Raw genomic sequence first — 22895 nt, 5'->3', positions numbered from 1 at the left:
GTCTGACGGCAAACAAGGGCAGAACAGCCTGAAACCTGAAGGAAACCCCAAAGGAAACCCCATGTCCGCAGAGCACTTCGACGTGCTGATCGTCGGCGCCGGCCTGTCCGGCATCGGTGCTGCTTATCACCTCACGCACAAATGCCCGGCCAAGAGCTTCGTGATCCTGGAAGGGCGCGGCGCAATCGGCGGCACCTGGGACCTGTTTCGCTATCCCGGTATCCGGTCCGACAGCGACATGTTCACGCTGGGCTATTCGTTCAAGCCCTGGAAAGAGTCAAAGGCGATCGCCGACGGCCCGCAGATATTGAACTATATCCGCGAAACCGCGACCGAGACCGGCGCCGACCGGAAGATCCGTTTCAATCATCGCGTCACGCGCGCGACCTGGTTGTCGGAGGAGGCGCGCTGGACCGTCGAGGCGGAGCGCAGTGCAGGGGAGGGCGCTCCGGAGATTGTGCGTTTCACCTGCAATTTCCTGTTCATGTGTGCCGGATATTACAAATATGAGGCCGGCTATCTGCCGGAGTTCAAAGGCACTGTGGACTTCAAAGGCCGCCTCGTGCATCCGCAGCAATGGCCGGAGGATCTCGATTACGCCGGAAAGCGCGTGATCGTGATCGGCTCAGGCGCGACCGCGGTGACGCTGGTCCCGGCGATGGCGAAAACGGCCGCCCACGTCACCATGCTGCAGCGCTCGCCGACTTATGTGGTGTCGCGCCCGGCACAGGACCCGCTCGCCAACAGATTGCGCCGCAATCTCCCGGCGAGCCTCGCCTACCACCTGATCCGCTGGCGCAACGTGCTGTTCTCGATGTATTTCTTCCAGCTCAGCCGGCGCAAGCCGCACCAGGTGAAGGAGCTGATCCTGGGCGGCGTGCGCGCCGCGCTCGGGCCCGACTACGACATCGCCACCCATTTCACGCCGCGCTACAATCCCTGGGATCAGCGGCTCTGCCTGGTGCCGGACGGCGATCTGTTCAGGGCGATCCGGGACAAGCGGGCCTCTGTCGTCACGGCCGAGATCGATGGCTTCACCGAGAAGGGCGTCCGGCTGCAGGACGGAAGCGAGCTCGAGGCCGACATCATCGTCACCGCGACCGGTTTGGTGCTGCAGGTGCTGGGCGGCATCGAGGTCGTGGTCGACGGGCGCAAGGTCGATTTCGCTGATACGCTGAACTACAAGGGCATGATGTATTCCGATGTGCCCAATTTCGCTGCCGCGCTCGGCTATACCAACGCATCCTGGACGCTGAAATGCGATCTGACCTGCGACTATGTCTGTCGCCTTCTCAACTACATGGACCGTCACGGCTACAAGCAGTGCCGGCCGCACAATGACGATCCCACCGTCGAGCCGATGCCGTCGCTGAATTTCACTTCCGGCTATGTGCAGCGCTCGATCGCGAAGCTGCCGAAGCAGGGCTCGAAACGGCCGTGGCGGCTCTATCAGAATTACGCGCTCGACATCGTCTCGCTACGCTTCGGCAAGGTCGATGACGGCGTGATGCGGTATTCATGACGTTCGCTCCAGATACCGTCACCTGGAACTCGAGCTTCTGGCGCAGCCCGGTCAGCTCTGTTCTCCCGATCCCTCCCGCAGCGGCGCGCGGCTGAGCTCGTTGCCGGCGGCAATCGCCTTCTGCAGCAGGCGGACCAGTTCCTTGGCTTCCGCCCCGGTCAGTCCGCGCACCATGATCTGCTGCGCGGTTTCGACCGCCGGCGTGATGGCGCGAAAGGTCCGCGCACCCTGGTCGGTTATCTTGAGCTCGCGTGCACGACGGTCGCGGCTGGACGCCTGCCGCAGTACCAGCCCCTTTTGCACCAGGCGGTCGATGACCCCGGTAATCGTGGTGCGGTCATAGGCGATCAGGCCGGCCAGGGTGATCTGGTCGATGCCCGGATTGGCATGGATCGCGGCCAGCGCCGCATATTGCACCGGGGTGAGGTCGAAGCCGGCGTGCTCGACCTCGTTCAGGAACACCGCCACCGCGATCTGCTGGAAGCGGCGGGCCAGGTGGCCGGGCATGTCGTTTGTGTCTGTCACCTGATCTCTCCAGGAGCTGGTTGACATGTATACTGATGATCAGCATACTGATCAATATCGGAAGGCGGGGAGGAACGTCTCATGCAGTTTCATCTCAATGGATTCCAGCCGGGCGACCCGGAAATTGCCGATCCCGCTGCGCGTATTCCAGCGCCCGGCGCAGCCGGCGCGATCCCCGACGAGGTCGACGTGCTGATCATCGGCTGCGGGCCGGCAGGATTGAACCTCGCCGCCCAGCTCGCGGCGTTTCCGGACATCAAGACCTGCATCGTTGAGCAGAAGGCCGGTCCTTTGCAGCTCGGCCAGGCCGACGGCATCGCCTGCCGCACCATGGAGATGTTCCAGGCCCATGGTTTTGCCGAGCGGGTGCTCAAGGAAGCCTGCTGGATCAACGAGACCACGTTCTGGAAGCCGGATGAGGTGCGCAGCGAGCACATCGCCCGCAGCGGGCGGGTCCAGGACGTCGAGGACGGGCTGTCGGAGATGCCACATGTGGTCTTGAACCAGGCTCGCGTGCACGACTTCTTTCTCGAGGTGATGCGCCGCTCAGCGGCCAAGCTCGAACCCTACTACTCCAGGCGGCTCGCCGATCTTTCCACCGACCGGGCCGTCGGCCTGGACGACCATGCCGTCACCGTTCGGTTCGAGCGGATCGATCCCGCCCATGAGGGCAAGAGCGAGACGGTGAAGGCGCGCTATGTGGTCGGTTGCGACGGGGCGCGCAGCACGGTGCGCAAATCGATCGGGCGTGAGTTGCATGGCGATTCCGCCAATCACGCCTGGGGCGTGATGGATGTGCTTGTCGTCACCGACTTCCCGGATATCAGATTCAAGTCGCTGATCCAGTCGGCCAAGGACGGCAGCCTGCTGGTGATCCCGCGGGAAGGCGGTTATCTGGTCCGCCTCTATGTCGAATTGGCCAAGCTCGACGTCGGCGAACGCGTTGCCAACCGCAACATCACCGTCGAGGATCTGATCGCAAAGGCGCAGCGGATTCTCAAGCCTTATACGCTGGAGGTGAAGGAGGTGGCCTGGTGGTCGGTCTATGAGATCGGCCAGCGCCTGTGCGACAAGTTCGACGACGTGCCGGATGCGGAGGTTGGGACCAGGCTTCCGCGGGTCTTCATCGCCGGCGATGCCTGCCACACGCATAGTCCAAAGGCGGGGCAGGGGATGAACGTCTCGATGCAGGACACCTTCAATCTCGGCTGGAAGCTGGCTGCCGTGCTGCGCAAGCGTGCCAAGCCGGAGCTCTTGCACAGCTATTCCGCCGAACGTCAGGCGATCGCAAAGGAGCTGATCGATTTCGACCGCGAATGGGCTGGAATTCTCGCCTCGGCCGCCAAGGGCGGCGGGTTCGACCCGGCGCAGACCCAGAGCTATTTCGTACGTCATGGGCGCTATACGGCCGGCACCGCGACGCATTATCGACCTTCACTGCTCACGGGTGAGGCGACCTATCAGCGCCTCGCCGAAGGATTTGTGATCGGCAAGCGTTTCCATTCCGCGCCGGTGATCCGGCTCGGTGACGCCAAGCCGGTGCAGCTTGGCCATGTCGTCGAAGCCGACGGGCGCTTCCGCATCTTCGCCTTTGCCGGCACGGAGGATCCGACCGCGCCCAATTCGGCGATCCGTGCGCTGTGCGCGTTCCTGAGCGAGAGCCCGGAGTCGCCGATCAAGAGATACACGCCGGCCGGTGCCGATCCTGATGCCGTAATCGATCTTCGCGCTGTGTTCCAGCAAGGCCATCGCGAACTCGCGATCGAGGCGATGCCGGCGCTGCTGCTGCCGCGCAAGGGCCGCTACGGCTTACGCGACTACGAGAAGATGTTCTGCCCCGACCTCAAGAGCGGCCAGGATATTTTCGCGATGCGCGGTATCGCGCGGCAGGCGGGATGCATGGTGGTGGTCCGGCCGGACCAGTATGTCGCCCACGTGCTGCCGCTCGACACTCACCATGAGCTCGCCGCCTATTTCGACCGCTTCATGCAATGAGGTGACTAGCCGATCACGATGGTAAACAAGATACGAAGCCGATGGCTGCATTCCGCGACATCACGCTAGCGAGATCCCAACGTTTCGCTCCTAAAACTGTCGTCATCGGATGGACTGGTGAGCGGGTGAGAGATCGAGATGTTGGCGAACCGTCGCAGGAGCGAACGCCGTCTATGCAGAAGGCTTGCGAAGATCCATTGGGGGACGGGCAATCTGCCGCGCGATTGCACCATCACCGACATTTCGAACGGCGGCGTCAAGGTCATCGCCGAATTCGTCGAGGTGCCGCCGCAGTTTACGATCATCTTCGGGCCGGATCATTCGCGCAAATGCCGGCTGGCGTGGCGGATCGGCTGCGAGTTCGGGGCCGAGTTCATCGATTAGACCCGGGATGGGCTGGCCATCCCGGAACATCTTAACGAGCCCTTAGGGTTAATATGTGAGCGTGCCTGACCTGTCGTCCTCGATTGATCAGTCGCATGCGCTCACGGCCGCTCCGCTCCGAACATCTGGTCAGACCGGCCGTCTTTGCGACGGCGTTCGCGGTCGTGCTGCTGGGTCTTGCCTCCTGCCAGACCGTCGATCTCGGCGAGGTGACGGGATCGCTCGGAGGCAATGCAGAAAAGAGTAGCAGCTCCGATCCGCGGGCCGACGTCGAGCTCTATCGCGAGCGTTACCGCAGCAATCCGCGCGATCCTGAGATCGCGCTGAAATATGGCAGTGCCTTGCGTGCCACCGGCCAGCGCTCGCAGGCGGTCGCGGTGCTGGAGCAGGCGACCCTTGCCAATCCCGCCAACAAGGCGCTGCTCGCGGGTTATGGCCGCGCGCTCGCCGACAACGGCGACTTCCAACAGGCCTTCGACGTGTTAAGCCGGGCGCATTCGCCTGATGATCCGGACTGGCGCATCCTGTCGGCGCAGGGCGCCGTGCTGGATCAGCTCGGGCGGCAGGAGGAAGCGCGGCAATACTATGAGACCGCGTTGAAGATCGCGCCCGGCGATCCGTCCGTGCTATCCAATCTTGGCCTTTCCTATGCGCTCTCCAACGATTTGCCGAGGGCGGAGGAGACTCTGCGCAAGGCCTACGCTCGCCCGGACGCCGATCAGCGGGTCAGGACCAACCTCGCCGTGGTGGTCGGCCTGCAGGGGCGGGTCAGCGAAGCTGAAGACATCATGCGGGCCGGCGTACCGGCCGAGCAGGCGAACGCCAATGTGACTTATCTGAAGCGACTGCTCGCCCGCAAGCAGACGGCGCAGAAGGCGGTCGCGAAGGGGCCTGTGGCGAGCCAGCCCGACAAGGAGCTGGCCAAGATGCTCAGTCGTACCGACTGAGCTATTTGGCGCCGAGCAATTTTGCGATCGGCGCGAGCAGCGAGCCACGTGCCGGCCTCGGATCGACACGGCCGGTCAGACGGTTGGCGATGCCGAGAAACAGTTTCGGCGTGCGGCTGAGCGCCGCGATTTCCGCGATCATCTGGCCGTTGTTGGCGGCGGTCCCGAACAGCTTGCAGTCGAACGGAATGGTCGCCACCGGTTCGGCTTCGACCGTCTTGGCAAAGCGCTTGAGGTCGATCTCCGGGCGCTTCGGCATGCCGACCTGGTTCAAGCAATAAAGCGGCGGTCGGTCATTCGGGCGCGAGGCCTGGAGCACGCTCAAGAGATTCTTGGCGTTGCGCAGATTGGCCAGATCAGGCTCGGCGACCACCAGGATGTCGTCGGCGTTGATGAGCGCGTGACGCGTCCAGGCCGACCATTGATGCGGGACGTCGAGCACGATGCATTGCTGGGTCATGCGCAGCGTGTCGAAGATCGCATCGAACGCCTCGGCGCCGAAATCATAGACACGCTCGAGCGTCGCTGGTGCCGCAAGCAGGCTCAGACGTTCGGTGCATTTGGCGAGCAGCCGTTCCATCAGCGCGGTGTCCGGCCGATCGGGCTGGAACACCGCGTTGGCGATGCCTTGCAACGGGTCCTGGTTGTAATCCAGCCCCGCGGTGCCGAACGCCATGTCGAGATCGATCACGACCGAATCGAGCGCGAGATTGTGCGCCATCGTCCATGCCAAATTGTGCGCGACCGTCGAGGCGCCGACGCCGCCCTTGGCGCCGACCACGGCGACGATGCGGCCGGTGATCACGGCTTCGGAGGCCGAGAACAGGCTGCAGATCGAGCGAATGATGTCGAGCGTCTCGACCGGCCCGACCACATAATCGTTGACGCCGCGACGGACCAGCTCCCGATAGGCGACTGTATCGTCGGGGCCGCCGATCACCACGACACGGGTGCCGGGGTCGCAAACGCCGGCGAGCTCGTCGAGGCCGCCGAGAATGTCGCCGCCTGTTCGGGTCTCCAACACGATCACGTTCGGTGTCGGTTGCGAGTGATAGGTCTCGATGGCCCGGGCGATGCCGCCCATCTTGATCGTGATATGGGCCTTGCCGAGCCGGCGATCCTGGCTTGCGGCCTGAACTGCGGCCGAGGTCTGCTCGGTCTCGCAGAAGGCCTGCACGGAGACGCGCGGGACCGGTGCGATGTGATCGTCGGCGGCCGGATGGGCCGAGCCGGGCCGCTCATCCTGGCTTTGATGGGAAGCGTTGATCATTTGCCTACGTCGCTCAGCTTTGCCTTTTCGGCATCCGGATAGGTGATCCCGGTCGGCTCGCCCTTGCGATATTTCTCGAACGCAGCCGAGCGCCGCGGCGTATAGGCGGCGCTCTCGGAACGCGGCTGTTCGAGATCAGCCGGGTTGTCGATCATCGCGGCGAGATTGCGCTGCGTGGCGCAGCCGAAATTCTGATAATGCAGGTTGTCGCTGTAGCCGGGATTGTTGAAGTTCGGCCCGAGATCGTCGGGCCACAATCCGCACGGGCCGGCAACCGCCCGGATCTTCGGATAGCTCAACCTGATCGCCGCGAGCAGGCGTGGGTCGTCAGGTTGATAGTGGTGCAGCTTGATGGCGTGGGCGGGAACGCCGCCGGCCGCGAGCATCGCGTGGATTTCACGATAGGTGTCAGCGGCGGCGCGCGCGTTGGGCGTATCGACCGGAACATCGGCGACGATGGCGCCGGTGCCCTCGCGGCGCCAGGAGCGCGCGAGGCCCGCAATGTCGTTGCGCTGCGGTGCGGTCAGCCCGCCGCGGCCGCTCCCGACGAACACGACCATCGCATGCTGGCCTTCTTCGATCGCGATCGGATGCCGCATCTTGTAGTCATCCGGGATCGTCGCGACGACCTCATTGCCCGTATAGGTGCAGGCGCCGAGCGCGAGAGCAATTGCGCCAAGGCTGCCGGCCAGGCGCAAGGTCCTATGGCCTGTGCTTGCTGCTGGTTTCGACATGGTGGATCCCCCGTCCCCTCAAGCCGTCAATCTCAATCGATGATGAAGCCGAAGCCGGCGGTGCGGCCGGAGACCGGCTCGATCCGCGCGGCGACGCCGTAGAGGCGGTTGAGCCGGCCGAGCAGCGCCGACTCCGAGTCGGTCGCCGGCGCGAAGCCGTCGTCAGGACGCGACAGTTCGTTCTGGGCGACGGCGCGCACCACATAGGGCGTCACCAGCACCATCAGCTCCGTCTCGTCGTTGACATAGTCCTGGCTGCGGAACAGCTGACCCAGCACCGGCAGCTGATCGACGCCCGGCAGGCCATTGATGGCCTGCTTGGTCTGGTTTTGGATCAGGCCGGCCATCGCCATCGAGCCGCCTGACGGAATCTCAAGCGTCGTTTCAGCGCGCCGGGTGCGAAGGGCGGGGATCGTCACTGACGACGTCTGGCTCGGGGTCAGCGCATAGGAGACGGTGATCGCATTGTCGTTCGACAGTTCGGAGACTTCCGTCATCACGCGCAGGCTGATCCGGCCCTCGCTGAGCACGACCGGCGTGAAATTCAGCGAGATGCCGAACTTCTTGTAGGTGACCTGCGTCGTGCAGACGCGGGTGTTGGGGTCGCAGGCATAGCCGCCCGGAACCGGGAATTCGCCGCCGGCGATGAAGGTCGCGGACTCGCCGGAGATTGCGGTCAGGTTCGGCTCGGCCAATGTCCTGACCACGCCGGCCGTCTCCATGGCGCGCATGGTCGCGCTGACCGAGGACAGGCCTCCGCCGGCGACGTTCAAGCCATTCCCATTGACCAGCGACTTGCCGTAGGCGGTGAACGGATTGCTGTTATTGAAATTCACGACCGCGGTGCCGTAGGTCATGCTGGCGCTGAGATCGATGCCGAGCTGCTTGACGATCTCGCGGCGGACTTCGGCGACGTTGACCTTCAGCATGACCTGGTCGCGGCCGCGCACGACGATCGAGTTGACGACCTTGTCGGCGCCGCCGACCAGCCTTGCGGCGATGTCGCCGGCCTGCTGCGCCTCCACCGGGCTCGCCACCGAGCCGGTCAGGATCACGCCGTCACCGACGCCGTCGATCTTGACGCCCGGCACGCTCTGACTGAGCGCCTGGCGTACACCGTTGAGGTCGCGCTTGATCGCGATATCGTAGCCGGCGACCTGCTGGCCGTCGGCGTCGAAGAACACGACGTTGGTCTGGCCGACCGCGGCGCCGATGATGTAGGCGCGCCGTGCCGAGCGTACGACCGCATTCGCGATCTTCGGATCGGCGACCAGCACATCCTTCACGTCCTGCGGAAAATCGATCACGATCGACTTGCCGATCCCGAGTGACAGGAAGCGCACCTTCGACGATCCCGCCGAAACGACCGGCGCATCCGCATGCTCGTCCGCAGCGATGGCCGGCGTGAGCGCCGGGTTGAGGGTCAAGCCGACGATGGCGGAGGCGGCGAAAGCGCGGGCGATTGCGGCCCGCAGCTTCGAGGGAATTTGCCCGCAGTTCATCTGTTGCTTCCTTTCGGTCACTTCTGTGCCGTTTGCGAGCTTGGGATGCCGTAACGCACGATCTCGATGCTTGCGCCGCGGCGCGGTGCCTTGGTGTCTGGGCCGACGTCGGTCGCGTTGACGTCGGCGATGCTGCGCAGCGCCAGCGCCAGCGTGCCGGACTGGCGCGCGCGGGCGAGCGTTTCTGCCTGGTCAGGCTTCAATTCGAGCGTGACGGTCTTGCCGACGACCGTGTTCTGGCCGTCTTTTTCCTTCGGCGCCTGGTCGATCGCGAGCACGCGGACGTTGGAGAGGATGATTTCTGAGCTGACCGACTCGGCCCCGGGACGGTCTGGGGTCCGGTCGCGCCTGGACAGGATGACGTCGACGCGGTCGTTCGGCAGGATGAAGCCGCCCGCGCCGGTCTCGGGCGATATCTCGGTCGAGATCGCGCGCATGCCGGCGGGCAGGATCGCGGCCATGAAGCCGGAGCCATCGGCCCTCACCAGTTTCTGCTCGCGGATGGGCTCGCCCGTGAGGAACGGAGTGCGCGCAAGCGCGCCGACCAATTGGTTGGCCGCATCGGGACGGTCGCTGCGACGGATGAAGATGTTGCTCGCGGCTTCCGGCCAAGTCTGCCAGACCAGATCGCCGGGCTTGATCGCTTGGCCTAATCCGATATCGGCCTTCGCGACCAGTACTTCTACGGTCGGCAGTTGCACGACGGGTGCGGCCGGCGGCTCCTGCTGCTTATCGGCACTACTGACGAGGTAAGCCGCTATGCCGCCCGCGCCGAGGGCGATGGTCAGCACCACGATGCGTGCGGTCATCATACGCGTTACTACTCTTAACTCATTGCGCCGGGGATGCGACCAAGCCGGCTGACGGCCCCCTTTTCGTAGGACTAAGGGCCAATAGTATAAGCGAACTTGCAATCCTGGACCGACCGAGGTTGCCACTCATGGCGATTGCAGCGATGGTGAACGTGGCGTTATTTCCGAGGGCCCGTACAGCCATGTGAGCGTGTTATTAGTTGTGCTAATTTGTAACTGCGCGTCTGGGTAGGTGATGCGCCGGCGCGAGCGCTTCATAGGTTGTGGCGTTCTCATCTCAGTGCAGATACTCAACGAGAGAATGAGTCCGGCGCTATCGACGCAAGCAGCGCTTATCGATGTGCGGTGCCGGCCTGTGCAGCGTTCAGGGATGTGACGCCATTTCCTGGCGAGACGGATTGCAGATCGCCAAAGTTCGCGAATCCGTAGTTGAACGGAGCCTGATTTTCAGGAAATGGAAAGGGATCGAACGTATGATCCCATGGGGCAAATCTGAATCTTCATTTTCAGCGTACGTTAGTATTTTGCGCGCAGCATCTGCGCGTCAATGCAGTCCCATCCCGAATGTCTTCGGCGCGGGCCGTGGTCGCCATCGCGCAGCAAGCCATCCCGCAAGCAGCAAGCGACAGCGCGTTGACGGAAGGAAACCATTCCAGTTCTTCGCGAGGCGAGGGGGCGCAATGTCGGTTGCCCGATTCCTTAAACAGCGTGCAGTCAGGCTTCAGGCTGCAGGCTCCTACACATTGGGAAACTGGTATGATCCGCAAGGGAAGCCGCGGAGCTTCGCCTGTCGTACCACGCGCGTGTCGCCGTTTCGCATGCTGCTCGATGCTCCCGTGGTCGGCAAGATCGGCGATCGCTTGAGTTCGTATTTCCGCGATTTCGGAAAATTCGACGGCGAGATCAGCGACACCATTCATGGCGGCTTCCTGCTCGAACTGGAGATGACGCGCGCTCAGCGCGCCAAGTTCGCCGAGAAGCTGGTCTGGCTGGAGAAGAAGCAGAAGGACCCGACGATCCAAGACGCGCGCAGGCACGCGCGCTTTGTGCCGAACTCGCCGCACTCCGCATTGACGCTGGCCGATGGCAGCAGTGTGCCGTGTTTCGTGATCGATGCCTCGCTATCGGGTGCCGCAGTGTCCTCCGAATTGCAGCCTCCGATCGGAACCCCGCTTGCGGTGGGCAGCTGCGTGGGGCGTGTCACCCGCGTGTTTCCGGACGGATTTGCCGTCAGGTTCGCGGAGCGCATGGGCAACATGGGTGATCTCGAGCGGCGGGTGATCACGCCACCGTGGCGTCCGAGACGGTCGAAGCTGTATGTCGCGGATCACGAGCCGACGGGACGTGGCGAAGAGTTCCGCACGCTCTGACGCCGAGGTGGGGAGCCTCATGCACATGGTTAACGCCGCATTAAGCGAATCGTGAAACCTTGGCCTGCCGGGTGCCCACGGCAGGAGAACTGCGATGGACGCTCAGAAGACCGCGGTGGATGCCGTCGTCGCGTTGACCGGTTGCGAACGCGAGGCGGTCGCCGCTTTCATTCGCCGGCTGTATCTGGCCGGTGTCAGGGACCCCAAGCGACTCACTTTCAAGGGCCTGCAGGAACTGGCGCGCGGCTGAGCGACGCGCCGGGCCGGCGTCAATCGAGGGGCGAGCTGTTGCCCTGAGGGCACGCGCTGGGAGTTTTGCGTGGCTTCCGTGATCACAAGACGCTCCCCAGGGGGTGCAGGACTCCGCGCTTCCGGCTATGTTGCGCCTCGCGGCCAGCATCAGATCACCCCCGTTTGGAGCGGATTGGGTCCTGCTCCTCGCTCTGAGCCGGCCGGTTGATGGAACCGGACATGCTGAAACAACTTTTCGCGCCACAGCTCATAGCCCTCTACATCCTCATCGGCTCGACGATCTATGTACATTTCCGGGGCAAGCAGCGGCTGCGCTTCGCCCGCCAGCTCGGCGACCATTCGACCTACCTCGCGCCCTACAACGTGCTGATGTATGCCGGTTCCGCCGTGCCGAACGAGCCCGTCATCTCGGTCCAGCAGTTTCCGGAGCTGCAGAAGCTGACCGACAATTGGGAGACGATTCGCGAGGAGGCGGTGCGCCTGTTCGACGAGGGCTTCATCCGCGCGGCGGCCAAGAACAATGATTGGGGCTTCTACTCGTTCTTCAAGAGTGGCTGGAAACGCTTTTATCTCAAATGGTACGACGACTTTCTTCCGTCGGCGCGCACGCTCTGTCCGAAGACGGTTGAACTGTTGAATTCGATCCCGAGCGTACACGGCGCGATGTTCGCGATGCTGCCGCCGGGCGGCAAGCTTGGCGCCCACCGCGATCCATTCGCCGGCTCGCTGCGCTATCACCTCGGACTGGTGACGCCCAATTCGGACAAGTGCCGGATCCTGGTCGACGGCGTGCCTTGCGTCTGGCGCGACGGCGAAGCCTTCATGTTCGACGAGACCTTCATCCACAGCGCCGAGAACGCGACCGACCAGAACCGGATCATCCTGTTCTGCGACGTCGAGCGTCCGATGAAATATGGTTTCATGACCGCGATCAACCGCTGGGTCAGCCATCACATCGTCAAGGCCTCGGCGACGCAGAATGTCGATGGCGAGCATGTCGGTGTGCTGAACAAGGTGTTCGGCAAGCTCTACGAATTCCACCTCGCCACCCGCAAGGCGAAGGAATGGAATCGGACGGTCTACTACGCCGTGAAGTACACGCTGACGGTGGCGATCGTCGGGCTGATCGTGGCGTCGGCGTTTCGCTGACCTCGCAGCGAACCGATCAAAGCAAAAGGGCCGCGCGGTATCCGCGCGGCCCTTTTGTTTGAGTCCGTCTGCCGCTCAGGCTGGCTCGCCGATCGACACCTTGAGCGTGCCGACGCCGTCGACGCCGCACTCGATCTTGTCGCCCGGCACCACGGCCGCAACGCCGGCCGGCGTGCCCGTCATGATGATGTCGCCGGCGCCGAGTTCGACCTGCTGCGACAGCTTCCAGATGATCTCCGGCACGCTCCAGATCAATTCGGTGAGGTCGCCCTTCTGCTGCTCGGTGCCGTTGACCGAGAGCCAGATCTTGCCCTTGGCGGGATGGCCGATCTTCGCGGCAGGCAGCACGGCCGAGCAGGGCGCGGAGTGGTCGAAAGACTTGCCGACCTCCCAGGGACGCTCCTTCTTGCGCGCGGCGAGCTGCAGGTCGCGCCGGGTCAGGTCGATGCCGACGGCGTAACCATAGACGTGATCGAGCGCCTTCTCGGCCGGAATGTTGAGGCCACCGCTCTTCAAGGCGACCACGAGTTCGACCTCGTGATGCAGGTCCTTGGTCAGAGGCGGGTAGGGGATCACGGCGCCGTCGGGCGCCAGCATGTCCGCATGCTTGGCGAAGAAGAAGGGCGGGTCGCGCTCGTCATTGCCCATCTCGCGGATGTGCTCGAGATAGTTGCGGCCGACGCACCAGATGCGGCGCACAGGAAACGCGCCGGTCTCGCCGGCGACAGAGAGGGACGGCTGCGGCAGAGCCGGGATGACATACGTGGCGCTCATGGGAGTATCTCGGTGCGGTGGAACGGACGATCAGGAGGTCGCGCTCAACGGGATCACGTTCGGTCCCATGTCGCGCTGCTGCAGGCGGAAGAACGAAGCATAGCGGCCACCCCGGCGCAACAGGTCGTCATGCCGGCCCCGCTCGACGATTTCGCCGGCCTCGACCACCAGGATGGCATCGGCATGCATGATCGTGTGCAGCCGATGGGCGATGACGATCGTGGTGCGGTTCCGGCAGAGATGCTCGATCGCTTCCTGCACCTGACGTTCGGATTCCGAATCGAGCGCCGCCGTGGCCTCGTCGAGCAGGATGATCGGCGCGTTGCGGATCAGCGCCCGCGCCACCGCGATGCGCTGGCGCTGGCCGCCGGAGAGCTGGGTGCCGAGTTCGCCGACCGGCGTGTTGTAGCCGAGCGGGAAGCCCATGATGAAGTCATGGGCGCAGGCCGCCTTCGCCGCCTCGATGATCTCGGCTTCGGTCGCGCCAGGCTTGCCGAAGGCGATATTGGCGCGAATGGTGTCGCGGAACAGATAGACGTCCTGACCGACATAGGCAGCCTGCTCGCGCAGCGAGCGACGCGATACCTGCGAGATCGACTGCCCGTCGATTAGGATCTCGCCTTCGGCCACGTCGTAGAAGCGCAACAACAGCGCCAGCACGGTGGATTTGCCGCCGCCGGATGGGCCGACCAGGGCCGTGACCTTGCCCGGCTCGGCAACGAAACTCATGCGGTTGAGCACGGGCTCCTTATTGCGATAGGCGAAGCTGACGTCGCGCAGCTCGATCCGGGCTTCCGTCAGTTTCAGCACCGGCTTGTCGTCGTCGGGCTGCTCGGTCGCGGGACTGTCGACCACCTCGAGCAGCATGCGGGCGCCGACCAACTGGCTGTTGAGATCGATGTTGAGCCGGGCAAGCCGCTTGGCCGGCTCGGTCGCCATCAGGAATGCCGTCATGAAGGAGAAGAACTGGCCCGGTGTGGCGTTCAGCGCCACGACCGCATAACCTCCATACATCAGGCAACCGGCCACTGCGAAGCCGCCGAGCATCTCCATCAGCGGATTGGAGCGGTTGGACACCCGCGCCATCTTGTTCGCGTTACGCTCGACGACGGCGATGTTCTCGTCGATGCGCGCGCGCATCGTCTCTTCCAGGGTGAATGCCTTGACGGTGCGGATGCCCTGCAGCGATTCCTGCATGGTCTCGAGAATGTCGGCGGTGCCCGTGAACTGGTGATAGGCCAGCCCCTTGATGCGCTTGACCAGCTTGCGCAGCACCAGCATGGCCGGCGGCACCGCGACCAATCCCAAAAACGACATCAGCGGGTCTTGCGCCACCATCACGGCGATCATGCTGATCAGGAGCAAAAGATCGCGGCCGATCGCGTTGATCAGCATGTTGAGCACGTCGGTGATCGATTTCGCGCCAGCCGTCAGCCGGGCCAGGAATTCGGACGAATGCCGCTCCGAAAAGAATCCGATGCTCTCGTTCATCAGCTTGCCGAACAGCCGCCGCTGATTGTTGGCGAGGATGGCGTTGGAGATCTTGGACAGGATGACCGCGTAGCCGTAGGTCGTCACGCCCTTGACGAACAGCAGAAGTACGGTAACGCCGGAGAGCACGGCGATACCGGGAATGCTCTTGTCGACATAGGCCTTGTTGATCACCTGTCCCAGGATGTAGGCGGCGCCCGCGCTCGCGCCGGCCGAGATCGCCATCAGCGAGAAGGCAGCCAGATAACGCCGCCAATAGGCGACGCCTTGTTCCATGATCAGCCGGCGGATCAGGATCGCGGCGCCATAGGGATCGTCGGTGATCTTCTTCGGAAATTCGGCCATTCTGGTCCCTCGCTGCCCCGGGCAAATCGCCGGGGCAGCAACGGGCTGCATGCCCGCTTGGGACGGCTTTTTCAAGCCCAATAAGGGCTTGCGCGGGCGGTCAATTTACGCGGAGACCAGATGCTGGACCTCGCCGTTGCGCTCGCGGAGCAGTTTCTCCTCCCAGGCGAGGGCATGGGCCGCAATCGTGTCCAGATTGTCGTAACGCGGGGCCCAGTCCAAGTGCTGCCGCATCTGGCTGGGATCGGCAACCATGGTCATGACGTCACCGGGGCGGCGCGATGCGTATTGAAGCGGGATGTTGCGGCCCGAGACCCTCCTGACGGCCTCGATGGTTTCCAGCACGGAATAGCCGCGGCCATAGCCGCAGTTCATCGTCACTGAGCCGCCACCGCCGCGCAAATAAGCCAGCGCCGCACGATGCGCATCCGCAAGATCGGCCACATGGATGAAGTCGCGGATGCAGGTGCCGTCGGGAGTCGGGTAGTCCGTCCCATAGACGTCGATCTTCGCCCGCTGACCGGTGGCCACCTCCACCGCAGCCTTCAACAGATGCGTCGCGCCCACCGTGGCGAGGCCGATCCGGCCCATCGGATCGGCGCCGGCCACATTGAAGTAGCGCAGCACGACGTAACTCAACTCATACGCGGCGGCCGCGTCGTGCAGCATGATCTCCGCCATCAATTTAGACGATCCATAAGGCGACGTCGGGCGCGTCCGTGCCGTCTCCGGAACCGGCACCTGGTCCGGATCGCCGTAAACCGCGGCCGTTGACGAAAAGACAAAACGGCCGACGCCGCGCCGCACGGCGGCGTTGAGCAAGCTGCGTGTCGTCATCGTGTTGTTGCGATAATAGAGCAGCGGGTCGCGCACCGATTCCGGCACCACGACCGACCCCGCGCAGTGGATGATGCTGCTGATGCCATGCTGGCCGATCACGCCATCGACGAGATTCTCGTCGCTGCAATCGCCGATGAACAGCGGCACCCCGTCCGGGACGAAGTTGGAAAAGCCGGTGGAGAGATTATCAATCACCACGACGCTTTCGCCGGCTTCCACCAGCGCGAGCACCGTGTGGCTGCCGATATAGCCGGCGCCGCCAGTCACGAGCACGGTCATTGTTTGACCCGATCCCTGTTGTTTTGCCGCAAACTAACGCTTGCGCGGTGAAGGAGGGGTTTCGAGAGCCGCGAACTGGCTTCTATGCTTAATCTTGCGTATAGGGCCTTGCCGAATTGGAGCTCAACGTGCCCGCAAAACCCGTTTCGTCGGCTGATGTCGACGTCATCGTGCCAAATCTGCACAGGCGTTATTCCGGAGTCACGGCGACCAATCGCATGGTTGCACCGAAACTGGCGATGCGCTGCAGTGCGGCGTGGTTTGGTTCCCATGCGCCCGAGGGCATCGCGCGCATGGGCTTGGCGGATCTGCTGCGGCTGTGGGGCCGCCGGCGGCCGCTGATCTGGCATGCGAGGCGCAACAACGAGATGATCGTGGGCGTGCTGTTGCGCGCGTTGGGGTGGCCGCTCAAGCTCGTTTTCACCTCGGCCGCGCAGCGCCACCACACCTGGATCACGCGCTGGCTGATCCGGCAGATGGACGCGATCATCGCGACCAGCGACATCTCCGCCTCTTACCTCAAGCGCGAGGCGACCGTGATCACGCATGGCGTCGACACCGACGTCTATGCGCCGCCGACTGATCGTGCGGCGGCTTTTGCCGAGAGTGGGTTGCCGGGCGCTTACGCGATCGGATGTTTTGGCAGGGTCCGCGCGCAGAAGGGCAGCGACGTCTTCGTGGAGGCGATGTGCCGGCTGCTGCCGCATTATCCCGACTTCTCAGCCGTCCTCGTGGGCGCGGTGACGCCGGAGCAGATGCCGTTTGCAAACGAGTTGAAGAAGAAGATCGTCGCAGCGGGCCTTAACGAACGCATCGTCATCACCGGCGAGCTCGAGATCGCCGAGGTGCAACGCTGGTATCAGCGCCTCACGATCTATGCCTTCACCTCGCGCAACGAGGGCTTTGGCCTCACGCTGATCGAGGCGATGGCGGTCGGTGCGGCGCTGGTGGCATCACGTGCCGGTGCGGCGGAGATCGTGGTCGAAGATGGCGTCACGGGCGTGCTGGTCCCGCCGGGCGACGTCGACGCGCTCGTGGCCGCGCTCGAGCCGCTGATGCGCGATCCCGCCGCAGCGCAGGCGATGGGCGAGCGCGCCCGCGCGCGCGTGGTCGCGCGGTTCAGCCTTGAGGCTGAAGCCGACAAGATCGCAGCCGTCTACCGTACGCTGGTTTGAGCGATGACGTCGGCGACGAAAGCGTCGAGATCGCCGCCTGCGAATAGGAAGCCAGGTAATCCGGCCGCCTGTGCGGCTTGCATGTCGGAGGCGCGATCACCGATCACAAAGCTGCCCTCGTGCCGCACCGGCCAATGCGCCATCAGGTCCAGGATCATGCCCGGCGACGGCTTCCGCCAGGGATGCGGCTGCAGATAGCGCTCGACCGTGCCCTCGGTGTGATGCGGGCAGTAGCGGATGTCGTCGATCACAGCGCCTTGCGCGGCGAGCTCGGCGCACATCCAGTCGTGCAGGGTCACGACGTCGTCTTCGGTGAACAGGCCGCGGGCGACGCCGGACTGGTTGGTGAAGAGAAAGACGTGATAGCCCGACGCGTTGAGCCGCCGGATCGCCTTGGCGACGTTCGGCATCCAGCGGATGCGTTCGCGCGTGCCGATATAATCGTCGTCGTAGTTGATGACGCCATCGCGATCGAGAAACGCGGCGGGTTTGTGCGTCGCGCTGATCTCACCCATGCTCTTGGCTCTCTCGTCCGTACATGCTCGACCTTTTCAGCGCGCGGCGCGCGCGCCAACTTCCGACAGCACGCGCGTGGCGATTTCCGCGACCTCGGCGGCCGGAATATCGCGCATGCAGCGATGATCGTTCATGCGGCAGACCGGGCGATGGCAGGGCTGGCAGGGCACGTGGGTCTTGGTTTGCACGATCGCCGCAAGCTCATTGAGCGGCGCCCAGAGCTGCGGGCTGGTCGGACCGAAAATCCCCATGGTCGGCGTGCCCAGGGCCGCGGCGACATGCATCAGCCCCGAATCGTTGGAAATCGCGACGCGTGCGGCCGCCAGCGCCAGCACGCCGTTGCGAAGGTCCGTCCCGGTCAGGTCGCGCACCCGCGGGCCCCCGGTCGCCACGATCTCGTTGGCCAGCCCCTTTTCGCCGGGGCCGCCGACCACCCAGACGTCGAGCCCTTGCTCCGCCAGCAGGCGGGCCGCCTCGCCATAATAGGGCCAGCGCTTGCCCGAACCGACGGAGCCGGGCGCCAGCGCGACGGCGGGGCCGTTGCCGACGCCATTGGCCTGCCGCCAGCGCTCGACCTCCTCGGGCGGAACGCGCAGTTGCGGCACCGGCCATTCCGGTGGCCGCGGCGCGCCCTCGGGCAGCGCCAGGGCGGCGTTCTTGTCGATCAGGCGGGGCAGGGCTCTTTCACCCCAGCGCCAGCGATTGAGCAGCCCGAAGCGGAATTCGCCGACAAAGCCTACCCGTTCCGGGATACCGGCCAGCGCGGGTGCGATCGCCGACTTCCAGGTACGCGGCATGATCAGGACGGTCTGGTAGCGTCGCTCCCGCAGGATGGCGGCGAGTCGCCATTGCTGCGCCAATGCCAGCCGGCTGCGCGGCAGGTTCCAGACAACCCCAGCGCGCACGCCGGGCATGTAATCGATGAGCGGTGCGCAAAGCGAGGTGGTCAGGAAATCCACCGGCCGATTCGGCCAGCGCTCCTTCAACACCCGCACGACGGTATGGCCACGGACGAAATCGCCGATCCACATGTAGGGAATGATGAGGATCGGGCCGGTCTCGCCCGGTTCCGCTGCAATGTTCATCTCTTTAGAATTGAGATTCATTCTTTGTTCGCTTGCACTCCGGCTGCGCTGGTAGCCGCTCGGCTGCGCAAGGTAAAGCCGTCGCGCAAACCGCTTACACTTTGCCCACGCATGCGCTACGGCAAGGGGCCTTACAAGGGACATTGACTGCGGGACGGGTGAAGAATGTTGCTGGTGACCGGCGGGGCGGGGTTTATCGGGTCAAATCTGGTCGCCGCGCTCAACGATGCCGGACGGACCGACGTCGTTGTGTGCGACCGGCTCGGCCAAGAGGGCAAGTGGCGCAATCTGGCCAAGCGGCAGCTCGCCGATTTCATTCCGCCGGCCGACCTGCCGGAATGGCTGAAGGGGCGGCGGCTCGACGCCGTCCTGCACATGGGCGCGATCTCCGAGACCACCGCGATCGATGGCGATCTGGTGATCGAGACCAATTTCCGCTTCTCGCTGCGGCTGCTCGACTGGTGCACCGCCAACGCAACGCCGTTCATCTACGCCTCCTCGGCCGCCACTTATGGTGATGGCGCGCAGGGCTTTAAAGACGAACCGTCGCTTGACGCGCTCAAGCCCCTGCGCCCGATGAATCTCTACGGCTGGAGCAAGCACCTGTTCGACATGGTGATCGCCGCCCGTACCGAGCGGCACGAAAAACTGCCGCCGCAGCATGTCGGGTTGAAATTCTTCAACGTGTTCGGGCCCAATGAATACCACAAGGGCTCGATGATGAGCGTGCTGGCCCGTCGTTTCGACGACATCAAGGCTGGCCGGCCCGTGCAGCTGTTCAAGTCGCATCGCGAGGGCATCGCCGATGGCGACCAGCGGCGCGACTTCATCTATGTCGACGACGTCGTCCGGGTGATCGTGTGGCTGCTCGCCACGCCCTCGGTGTCCGGCCTGTTCAATGTGGGGACCGGCCAAGCGCGCAGCTTCAAGGACCTCATGCTCTCGGCCTATGCGGCGCTCGGCACCACGGCCAATATCGAATACATCGACATGCCCGAGGCGATTCGCGATAGCTACCAGTATTTCACCCAGAGCGAGGTCGATCGGCTGCTTGCGGCCGGCTATAACGGCGGCTTCACGCCGCTCGAAGATGCCGTTGGCCATTACGTCAAAGGCTACCTCGACGCGACCGATCGCTTCCGCTGATTCCGGTACAGAAGACGCCAAGCAATGTTCGATTTCGATGCCCTGTCGCAAGCGATCGCCCGCCAGACCGTGCTCTGCGTCGGCGACCTGATGCTGGACGAATTCGTCTACGGCGAGGTGTCGCGGATTTCGCCGGAAGCGCCGGCGCCCGTCATCGCGGTCGAGCGCAGCGAGATCAATATCGGAGGGGCCGGCAATGTCGCGCGCAACATCGCCTCGCTCGGCGCGCGCTGCATCTTCGTCGGGCTGATCGGTGACGACGAGGCCGGTCAGCAGCTCCGGGCCGAGCTGGCGCGGGAAGCCGGCATCGAGAGCGTGCTGGTCGCCGATCGGTCGCGGCCGACCACGCGCAAGGTGCGCTTCGTGTCCGAACATTTCTCGACCCATATGCTGCGTGCGGATTGGGAGCGCGCGGCGCCAGCGTCCGCCGCGATCGAACAGCAGCTGATCGATGCGATCCTGCCGCTGATCGAGCGTGCCGATATCGTGCTGCTGTCCGATTATGCCAAAGGGGTGCTGACCGCGCGCGTGATCCGCCACGCGATCGACGCGGCGCGCAAAGCCGGCAAGCGCGTGATCGTCGATCCCAAGAGCGCGAACTTCGCGATCTATCGCGGCGTCAGCCTGCTGACGCCGAACCGCAAGGAGTTCTCGGAAGCGACGCGCAGCCGCGCCGACACCGAGCAGGAGATCGCCTCTGCGGCACAGGATGCGATCCGGCTCGCAGATTGTGAAGCGATCCTGGTCACCCAGAGCGAGCGCGGCATGACCCTGGTGCCGCGCGACGGCGCGCCCGTGCACGTGCCGGCCTATCCGGTGAAAGTGTGCGACGTCTCGGGCGCGGGCGACACGGTGGTTGCGGTGCTGGCCGCAACGCTCGCGGCGGGGGCTGAATGGGAGGACGCCCTGCGGATGGCGAGCGCCGCAGCAGCGGTTGCGGTGAGCAAGCAGGGCACAGCCAGTGTGACGGCTGCCGAACTCCGGCGAAAGGTCTTGCCGCATGCCTATCTGGCGGCCGAGGAGAAGATCGTTCGCGACGACGGCGATCTGGAGAGGCGGCTTGCGGCGTGGCGGGAGCAGGGCCTGCGGGTCGGCTTCACCAATGGCTGTTTCGACATTCTGCATCCCGGTCACGTCAAGGTGCTCGCGGCCGCGCGTGCTGCCTGCGACCGCCTTGTCGTCGGCCTGAACAGCGATGCGTCGGTGAAGCGGCTGAAGGGCGAGGACCGCCCGGTGCAGGATGAACGTGCGCGCGCCGAAGTGCTGGCGGCTTTGGAGGCGGTGGATGCGGTGGCGATCTTCGGTGAGGACACGCCGATCCGCCTGATCGAGCTGGTGAAGCCGAGCGTCCTGGTCAAGGGTGGCGACTACACCCGCGAGCAGGTGGTCGGGCACGAAATCGTCGAGGCCGCGGGCGGCCACGTCATGCTGGTCGATATCGTCAGAGGTTTTTCGACGACCGCCCTGGTCGATCGCGCCCGGGGCACCAAGCGATGACGGCGCTGACCAGCCATTCCGCAGCCGTGTTGCCCTTGCGGCGCTGGCGCGATCCCGCCGCCTGGCGGACCACGGTGGATGTGGTCGCGGTCCTGCTCGCGGCCGCGCTGCCCTGGTCGACCTCGCTGGTGTCCATCCTTGGCGTCGTCATGGTGATCACGATGCTGCCGCATCTCGATCGCGACGCCTTTTGGCGCTCGCTGCGGCGGCCGATCTCGATCGCACCTCTTGCATTGTTCGGGCTCGCGCTGGTCGGGACCTTGTGGTCGGACGTCCCCTGGGGGGCGCGCCTCTATGCGGTAGGCCCCGCGGCCAAGCTCCTGGTGTTGCCGGCGCTGTTCTATCATTTCGAACGGTCGGAGCGCGGCGTCTGGGTCTTTGTCGCCTTCCTGGGCTCCTGCGCGCTGATGGTCGTGATGTCGACCGCGGTCGCGTTCGATCCGGCACTGGCGCTGAAGCCGAACGCGGATCGTGGCATCTTCGTGAAGAATTATATCGATCAAAGCCAGGAATTCTCGCTCTGCGCGGTGGCGCTGGCCTATCCGATGGCGCGTTTCGTCGGCGAGAAGCGCTGGCTCCTTGCCTTGCTGATGCTCGTGCTCATGCTGGCCTTCCTCGCCAACATGCTCTTCGTCGTCACCTCACGCACCGCGCTGGTGACGATTCCGATCATGCTCGCAGTCTTCGGCCTCATGCATCTGAGGTGGCGAGCAAACCTTTTGATCCTGCTGGGAGCGGTTGCGCTCGGCGCTGCCGCCTGGACGGTTTCACCGCAGCTCAGGCAGAAGGTCGCGACCTTCACGAGCGAATACCAGGCCTATAAGGAAGACCGTGCCACCACCTCGATCGGCGAGCGCCTCGAGTTCTGGCGCAAGTCGCTGCACTTCTTTGCGGAGGCCCCGGTGATCGGCCACGGCAGCGGATCGACGCGGCATCTGTTCGAGCTGGCGGCCAGCGGGCGCTCCGATCTCGCCTCGGGGCAGGTGATCAGCAATCCGCACAATCAGACCCTCAACGTCGCCGTGCAATGGGGCCTGCTAGGCATCATTATCCTCTATGCGATGTGGCTGTCGCATCTGCTGCTGTTCCGGGGCGACGGGCTCGTCGCCTGGATCGGTCTTCTGGTCGTGGTGCAGAACGTCTTCACCTCGCTGTTCAACTCGCACATCTTCGATTTCCACGAGGGCTGGATGTATGTCATGGGGGTGGGGGTTGCCGGCGGCATGATGCTGAAAGCCCGGCTGCAGGATACGTCATCGAAGAGTGCCGCGGCATGACGCAGGGT

General features: G+C 64.3%; 21 protein-coding genes. 11 read left to right on the top strand and 10 right to left on the bottom strand.

Annotated elements, in window-relative coordinates; genetic code table 11:
• Positions 1-61: 61 nt before the first annotated feature.
• Positions 62-1522: an NAD(P)/FAD-dependent oxidoreductase gene (locus QX034_RS03365; protein WP_315763292.1), complete on the top strand. Its 1461-nt coding sequence runs from the start codon at positions 62-64 to the stop codon at positions 1520-1522.
• 51 nt (positions 1523-1573) lie between these two features.
• Here QX034_RS03365 and QX034_RS03360 read toward each other — a convergent pair whose 3' ends face one another.
• Positions 1574-2029 carry a MarR family winged helix-turn-helix transcriptional regulator gene (locus QX034_RS03360; protein WP_409977584.1) on the bottom strand — a complete coding sequence of 152 codons (456 nt, stop codon included), beginning with the start codon at positions 2027-2029 and terminating at the stop codon, positions 1574-1576.
• A gap of 99 nt (positions 2030-2128) precedes the next feature.
• On the opposite strand from QX034_RS03360, the gene QX034_RS03355 reads away from it, so the two are divergent.
• From QX034_RS03355 to QX034_RS03345, 3 genes are all read left to right on the top strand, one after another.
• Entirely contained in the window at positions 2129-4042 is a 1914-nt protein-coding gene (locus QX034_RS03355; RefSeq protein WP_316195005.1) for an FAD-binding monooxygenase, read from the top strand.
• Positions 4043-4180: 138 nt separating this feature from the next.
• Positions 4181-4426 carry a PilZ domain-containing protein gene (locus tag QX034_RS03350; RefSeq protein WP_315704446.1) on the top strand — a complete coding sequence of 82 codons (246 nt, stop codon included), beginning with the start codon at positions 4181-4183 and terminating at the stop codon, positions 4424-4426.
• Positions 4427-4521: 95 nt separating this feature from the next.
• Positions 4522-5373 carry a tetratricopeptide repeat protein gene (locus tag QX034_RS03345; protein WP_315704445.1) on the top strand — a complete coding sequence of 284 codons (852 nt, stop codon included), beginning with the start codon at positions 4522-4524 and terminating at the stop codon, positions 5371-5373.
• A gap of 1 nt (position 5374) precedes the next feature.
• On the opposite strand, the gene QX034_RS03340 is transcribed toward QX034_RS03345, so the two are convergent.
• From QX034_RS03340 to cpaB, 4 genes are read right to left on the bottom strand one after another with little or no spacing between them, the layout of a single operon-like run.
• Complete coding sequence (locus QX034_RS03340) at positions 5375-6643, bottom strand: CpaE family protein (protein ID WP_315704444.1); 1269 nt, start codon at positions 6641-6643, stop codon at positions 5375-5377.
• On the bottom strand, positions 6640-7377 hold the full coding sequence (locus tag QX034_RS03335) for a CpaD family pilus assembly protein (RefSeq protein ID WP_315704443.1): 738 nt from the start codon (positions 7375-7377) through the stop codon (positions 6640-6642). Before QX034_RS03335 ends, QX034_RS03340 begins: the two co-directional genes overlap by 4 nt.
• A gap of 32 nt (positions 7378-7409) precedes the next feature.
• Complete coding sequence (locus QX034_RS03330; protein ID WP_315806474.1) at positions 7410-8879, bottom strand: type II and III secretion system protein family protein; 1470 nt, start codon at positions 8877-8879, stop codon at positions 7410-7412.
• Positions 8880-8896: 17 nt separating this feature from the next.
• Positions 8897-9691, bottom strand: a complete 795-nt coding sequence (gene cpaB, locus QX034_RS03325) for a Flp pilus assembly protein CpaB (protein WP_315704441.1) — start codon at positions 9689-9691, stop codon at positions 8897-8899.
• Between the two features lie 680 nt (positions 9692-10371).
• Here cpaB and QX034_RS03320 point away from each other — a divergent pair.
• The 3 genes from QX034_RS03320 to QX034_RS03310 all read left to right on the top strand — a co-directional run bounded on the left by QX034_RS03320 (position 10372) and on the right by QX034_RS03310 (position 12462).
• Positions 10372-11061 carry a PilZ domain-containing protein gene (locus QX034_RS03320; protein WP_316196042.1) on the top strand — a complete coding sequence of 230 codons (690 nt, stop codon included), beginning with the start codon at positions 10372-10374 and terminating at the stop codon, positions 11059-11061.
• A gap of 94 nt (positions 11062-11155) precedes the next feature.
• A complete protein-coding gene (locus QX034_RS03315) occupies positions 11156-11311 on the top strand; it encodes a hypothetical protein (RefSeq protein ID WP_316189119.1) in 156 nt (51 codons plus the stop codon).
• 221 nt (positions 11312-11532) lie between these two features.
• Positions 11533-12462 (top strand): aspartyl/asparaginyl beta-hydroxylase domain-containing protein, encoded by a 930-nt coding sequence (locus QX034_RS03310; protein WP_315704439.1) that lies wholly within the window; start codon positions 11533-11535, stop codon positions 12460-12462.
• A gap of 75 nt (positions 12463-12537) precedes the next feature.
• On the opposite strand, the gene QX034_RS03305 is transcribed toward QX034_RS03310, so the two are convergent.
• From QX034_RS03305 to galE, 3 genes are all read right to left on the bottom strand, one after another.
• The gene (locus QX034_RS03305; RefSeq protein ID WP_316195003.1) at positions 12538-13236 is read right to left on the bottom strand and encodes a fumarylacetoacetate hydrolase family protein; all 699 of its coding nucleotides are present in this window, start codon (positions 13234-13236) and stop codon (positions 12538-12540) included.
• Positions 13237-13266: 30 nt separating this feature from the next.
• Positions 13267-15072 (bottom strand): ABC transporter ATP-binding protein, encoded by a 1806-nt coding sequence (locus QX034_RS03300; RefSeq protein ID WP_315704437.1) that lies wholly within the window; start codon positions 15070-15072, stop codon positions 13267-13269.
• A gap of 105 nt (positions 15073-15177) precedes the next feature.
• Positions 15178-16191, bottom strand: coding sequence for a UDP-glucose 4-epimerase GalE (galE, locus tag QX034_RS03295; RefSeq protein WP_315704436.1), 1014 nt, complete (start codon positions 16189-16191; stop codon positions 15178-15180).
• A 128-nt stretch (positions 16192-16319) separates the two neighbouring features.
• Here galE and QX034_RS03290 point away from each other — a divergent pair, with 128 nt between their 5' ends.
• Positions 16320-17366, top strand: a complete 1047-nt coding sequence (locus QX034_RS03290; RefSeq protein ID WP_315704435.1) for a glycosyltransferase family 4 protein — start codon at positions 16320-16322, stop codon at positions 17364-17366.
• On the opposite strand, the gene QX034_RS03285 is transcribed toward QX034_RS03290, so the two are convergent.
• On the bottom strand, positions 17348-17881 hold the full coding sequence (locus QX034_RS03285; RefSeq protein WP_315704434.1) for an HAD family hydrolase: 534 nt from the start codon (positions 17879-17881) through the stop codon (positions 17348-17350). The two genes, QX034_RS03290 and QX034_RS03285, sit on opposite strands and share 19 nt — an antisense overlap.
• A gap of 36 nt (positions 17882-17917) precedes the next feature.
• Positions 17918-18988 carry a lipopolysaccharide heptosyltransferase II gene (waaF, locus tag QX034_RS03280; protein ID WP_315768535.1) on the bottom strand — a complete coding sequence of 357 codons (1071 nt, stop codon included), beginning with the start codon at positions 18986-18988 and terminating at the stop codon, positions 17918-17920.
• Between the two features lie 144 nt (positions 18989-19132).
• On the opposite strand from waaF, the gene rfaD reads away from it, so the two are divergent.
• The 3 genes from rfaD to QX034_RS03265 are packed head-to-tail and all read left to right on the top strand — an operon-like array spanning position 19133 to position 22887.
• Positions 19133-20113, top strand: coding sequence for an ADP-glyceromanno-heptose 6-epimerase (gene rfaD / locus QX034_RS03275; protein ID WP_315704432.1), 981 nt, complete (start codon positions 19133-19135; stop codon positions 20111-20113).
• Between the two features lie 24 nt (positions 20114-20137).
• Positions 20138-21610 carry a D-glycero-beta-D-manno-heptose-7-phosphate kinase gene (rfaE1, locus tag QX034_RS03270; RefSeq protein ID WP_316195001.1) on the top strand — a complete coding sequence of 491 codons (1473 nt, stop codon included), beginning with the start codon at positions 20138-20140 and terminating at the stop codon, positions 21608-21610.
• On the top strand, positions 21607-22887 hold the full coding sequence (locus tag QX034_RS03265; RefSeq protein ID WP_315704430.1) for an O-antigen ligase family protein: 1281 nt from the start codon (positions 21607-21609) through the stop codon (positions 22885-22887). Before rfaE1 ends, QX034_RS03265 begins: the two co-directional genes overlap by 4 nt.
• Positions 22888-22895: the final 8 nt, after the last annotated feature.

The sequence above is a fragment of the Bradyrhizobium sp. SZCCHNR3119 genome (assembly GCF_032487775.1).
Classification (GTDB): domain Bacteria; phylum Pseudomonadota; class Alphaproteobacteria; order Rhizobiales; family Xanthobacteraceae; genus Bradyrhizobium.
The sequence above is the reverse complement of the archived record's forward strand: the minus strand, read 5'-3'. Positions and strand labels throughout refer to the sequence as shown.